The 3,480-nt window shown below is 70.1% G+C and carries 8 protein-coding genes; all 8 read right to left on the bottom strand.

The window, feature by feature from the left end; translation table 11 throughout:
- On the bottom strand, positions 1–177 hold a 177-nt coding region (locus F9K34_RS19085; protein WP_366557923.1), incomplete at its 3' end, for a DUF4224 domain-containing protein.
- Positions 178–194: 17 nt separating this feature from the next.
- Positions 195–395 (bottom strand): hypothetical protein, encoded by a 201-nt coding sequence (locus tag F9K34_RS17915; protein ID WP_291338469.1) that lies wholly within the window; start codon positions 393–395, stop codon positions 195–197.
- Positions 389–1,126, bottom strand: a complete 738-nt coding sequence (locus F9K34_RS17920) for a hypothetical protein (protein ID WP_291338470.1) — start codon at positions 1,124–1,126, stop codon at positions 389–391. Before F9K34_RS17920 ends, F9K34_RS17915 begins: the two co-directional genes overlap by 7 nt.
- Positions 1,127–1,170: 44 nt before the next feature.
- A complete protein-coding gene (locus F9K34_RS17925) occupies positions 1,171–1,440 on the bottom strand; it encodes a hypothetical protein (RefSeq protein ID WP_291338471.1) in 270 nt (89 codons plus the stop codon).
- A 99-nt stretch (positions 1,441–1,539) separates the two neighbouring features.
- On the bottom strand, positions 1,540–2,106 hold the full coding sequence (locus F9K34_RS17930) for a transcription elongation protein SprT (RefSeq protein WP_291338472.1): 567 nt from the start codon (positions 2,104–2,106) through the stop codon (positions 1,540–1,542).
- The gene (locus tag F9K34_RS17935; RefSeq protein ID WP_291338473.1) at positions 2,103–2,999 is read right to left on the bottom strand and encodes a hypothetical protein; all 897 of its coding nucleotides are present in this window, start codon (positions 2,997–2,999) and stop codon (positions 2,103–2,105) included. Before F9K34_RS17935 ends, F9K34_RS17930 begins: the two co-directional genes overlap by 4 nt.
- A 3-nt stretch (positions 3,000–3,002) precedes the next feature.
- Positions 3,003–3,224, bottom strand: coding sequence for a hypothetical protein (locus tag F9K34_RS17940; protein WP_291338474.1), 222 nt, complete (start codon positions 3,222–3,224; stop codon positions 3,003–3,005).
- Positions 3,225–3,275: 51 nt separating this feature from the next.
- On the bottom strand, positions 3,276–3,480 hold a 205-nt coding region (locus tag F9K34_RS17945), incomplete at its 5' end, for a hypothetical protein (protein ID WP_291338475.1).

A 3,480-nucleotide genomic window follows, 5' to 3' on the forward strand; every position in this document is an offset into this window, starting at 1 on the left:
GCGCAGGACGGGCGGCGCATCGCCGGCGCCGACCACGGCCGCGCGCGTTACCACCGGGCGCCCGCCGGCATTGACATAGAAGGGCACGCCCGAGCCGCGCAGCCACTCGATCTGCCGCGACTTCAGCTTGCGCCCGGTGAGTTGGGCTATTTCCGCCTCGGTCAGGAACAGGTTCATCCGCTGGCGTTCTCCGCTCAGGTCATCCTCACCGCCGGCATCATGAAGCACGCCGCCCGCGGCGCCGGTTCCGGCTCACCCACCAGGATGCGGAAGGTGACGCCTGGCAGTCCCGCCTCGGCGCCGTCGAAGCGGATCGGGTTGGCTTCCAGCAGCAGCGCGATGTTGCGCCGGGAGAGGCTGATCGTGACCAGATTGCCCTCGCGCAGGATCAGCATGCGGCCTCCGCGAAAGTCAGTCCCTGCGGCACGGTGCGCTGCGGCTTCTCCGCAAAAGTCAGCCGCCGGAACACGGCGCGCACGCGCTCGACGTCGCCCTTGCAGTACTCCGCCACCTCGGCGATGCGCCCGTCGGCGACGAAATCCCACACCTTGCCGCCGTCGATCTCGGCGCCGATCTCGCTGCCCTTCCCTGGCACGCCCAGCGCCCGGCAGAGCTTGTCCAGGCCGACGCGGTTGCCGTAGCCGGCCCAGGCGGTCATGGTGTCGAAAATGCAGTCCTCCCAGGGGCGGGCATTGAAGGGAATCACGGCCGGCGGCTCGATGCCGTGCAGCACGGCGCGCTGGAAGAGGAAGCGCAGGTCGAAGCCGGCGATGTTGTGGCCGACAAAAACCGGCCTTGTCATGCGCGCCCCGTCGTGCGCCGCGCGGATGGCGGCGAACAGCCCGCGCAGGATGGCCGGCTCGGCACGCGCCCAGTCCTCCTCGTAGAACACCGCCGGCGGCGCGTCGTCGATGGCAATCGCCGCGCAGGCGACCTGCCCGAGGGCGCCGTCCAGCGCGGTCTTGCGCCAGGCCTCCTCGACCAGCGCCGGCTTCTGCTCGCGCTCCCACTCGGCGATGGTCTCGGCCTTCTTGTAGTTGCCCGGCGGCGCGATGGCGGCGGCGATCTCCTCGCGCGCGCCCGCGCCCTGCGCCGGGATGGTCTCGATGTCCAGAAAGATGTGCATGTCAGTTCCTCTCGGTAAAAGTCAGTCTGCGCAGGACGGCGTTGTCAGAACGGGATGTCGTCGTCCATGTCGGCGAAGGCCGGCTTCGCCTTCGGCGGCGGTGCTGCGGGCGCTGGCGCGGGCTTGTCCTTCTCTTCGCGCGGGAAAACCTTCAGCCAGCCGTCCCAGGCGCCGGCCGGCACGGCGTCAAGCCGGATCGCGATGCGGCCGTCCTCCGCCATCACCAGCACACCGACCCGGCTCCAGGCCGTCTTCGTCTCGCCGCCCTTCTCGTATTCGCGGCCATGGCACACGTCGTAGAGCTTCTTGGTCATTGCGGTTCCTCCAGTGGTTGATCCATCTCGCGCGCCACCTGAGGCGGCGCTCCTCGTTGCGCGCGGCCAGTTCCGCCGCGCGGTGCAAGTCGCTGCTGCTCACGCCAGGGCGATCTGCTCCCCGCAGGCGCACACCGGCAGGCCGTAGCCCGCCCACTTCGCGGCGACGCGCATGGTGAAGCCGCAGGCCGGGCAGATGGCCTTGTGCATCCGGGTGTTCTGCCTGCGCCCGGCGGCGGAGCGGTCGAGCGCGCCGTGCGGATAGGGGCCGAGCTTCTCGGCCAGCGCGTTTAAACGCGCCGCCAGCTGCGGCCCGGCGTGGGTGGCGGTCATGCGCCCTTCCAGCCCGAGCGCCTTCGCCAGCCGGCGGAACGGCCCGCGGTGGCCGTGCGACACGCCGACGGCGGCATGCACCAGCTCATGCACCAGCACGTCGAGCACGCGCGCCGGCTCGGCCAGGCACGGCGATATGAAAATCTCCGACGCCCCCGCCGCCGAGGCCTTCGGGTCCCAGCACTCGCCGATGCGGCGCCGGCTCGCCGACAGGCCCTTCCGGCTCGGCCAGCCGCAGGAGGCGCGCACCGCTTCGGGCAGCGGCGCGCCCTCGGCCTCGAACCACGGCCGCATGGCCGCCACGGCGGCGGCCAGCCATTCCTCGCGCGTCATGCCGGCTGCTCCTGCGCCCATTGTTCAAGCTTGCCGTCGAGAATCGCGTAATCGCTCGTCGTCAGGTCGGCGAAGTGCGCGACGCGTCCGTGTGTCGCGCGGCGCAGCCAGTCCTTCACCCGCTCGCGGTCGAAGCCGAGCCCGTCGATGCGGGCCTCCAGCCTTCTTCGCTGCGCCTCCGTGATCGCCGCCGGCGCATCCGCCTGCGCTGCGCCTTCATCGCCAGCCGCCACGCCAGCGGAATCCTGCTTGCCTTGGTCATTGCCGAATCCTCCTTTCATGTCCTCGATGTCCTGCGTGAAAACCTCGCTCAGCCCCGCCATGCGCAGCGCCGAATCGATGTGGGCGCTCTTCTCGGCCATCTTCAAGGCCTTGTTCAGGTCGCCGTAGTCCTGCGCCAGCGTGCGCGCGCCGACGCCGTCGGCCACCACGCGCCCGCCGGCGTCGCGTATCTCGCAGCGGAGAATGACGTGCTTGATGTCCACGCCGTGCAGCGCGGCCTGCTCGTAGTCGTGCAGGGTCGGGTAATGGACGGTGACGCCGAGCATTCCGCAAATCTTCTCGGCGCCCGGCTTGAAGAGGCTGGGCTTGCTCCAGTGGCGCGGGTCGGGGCACTCGTTCCCCAGGCCCTTCGCCGCGTAGGCGCACTTGCTCTTCCCCGCCGTGTGGATGCGCCCGAAATCCACGCCCTCCACCAGGGCGGCGCGCACCCACTCCATGAGCGCGGCGCGGTTGGCCTTGCGGCGGTCGAGGCCGGCGCGGAAGACCTCGGCGGGCAGATCGAGCGGGCTGGCCGGCTGCAGATGCGCCGGCGCCATCACCGCCGGCGGACGGGGCGCGGCCTCCGCCGCCACGGCGACAGCTTCGGCTTCCTCGCAATGCGTTCCGGTCATCGCTCATGCCCTCCGGTCATGTTGAAGGGCAAGCGCATCCTCCTGCTGCTCGCGCTCCAGCTGCTCCTGTCGCTGCCACCAGTCCGCGCCCCCGCCACGGTCGAGGCGCGCGGCGCACTCCCTCAGCTCGGCGCCCACTTCGCCGAGAACCTCATTCGCCAACTGCAGAAAAGCCAGGCCATCCATGAACAGACTCCTTTTCTTGTTGTGATACGGGTAGAGCATGATAACGAAGTAATGTCCCACAGTCATATTTTATGCTACTCGGTCATAATGTCAAGCAAATAATGACTGGCGGTCATGCGGCAAACCGCCGCACGCAGAGAGCAGCTCCGCCGGCGCCCAGCGCCAGCCGCCGCGCCAGGGCGCGGGCTGCCAGGCACCCGGCCCGAGGACGGGAAGCTGCGCAGGCGCGAAGCCAAGCGGAAAGGCCACCACCGGCAGGCCGCGCGCCAGCGCCAGGCGCGCCGCCAGCCACGAG

This window comes from Albidovulum sp. (genome assembly GCF_008933605.1).
Lineage (GTDB): Bacteria > Pseudomonadota > Alphaproteobacteria > Rhodobacterales > Rhodobacteraceae > Albidovulum.

What these genes read in the sequence shown, in the direction of transcription:
- F9K34_RS17925 (WP_291338471.1), bottom strand. Translation starts at nt 1,440, where the DNA reads ATGACCAAGAAGCTCTACGACGTGTGCCATGGCCGCGAATACGAGAAG.
- F9K34_RS17930 (WP_291338472.1), bottom strand. Translation starts at nt 2,106, where the DNA reads ATGACGCGCGAGGAATGGCTGGCCGCCGCCGTGGCGGCCATGCGGCCG.
- F9K34_RS17935 (WP_291338473.1), bottom strand. Translation starts at nt 2,999, where the DNA reads ATGACCGGAACGCATTGCGAGGAAGCCGAAGCTGTCGCCGTGGCGGCG.
- F9K34_RS17915 (WP_291338469.1), bottom strand. Translation starts at nt 395, where the DNA reads ATGCTGATCCTGCGCGAGGGCAATCTGGTCACGATCAGCCTCTCCCGG.
- F9K34_RS17920 (WP_291338470.1), bottom strand. Translation starts at nt 1,126, where the DNA reads ATGCACATCTTTCTGGACATCGAGACCATCCCGGCGCAGGGCGCGGGC.
- F9K34_RS17940 (WP_291338474.1), bottom strand. Translation starts at nt 3,224, where the DNA reads ATGCTCTACCCGTATCACAACAAGAAAAGGAGTCTGTTCATGGATGGC.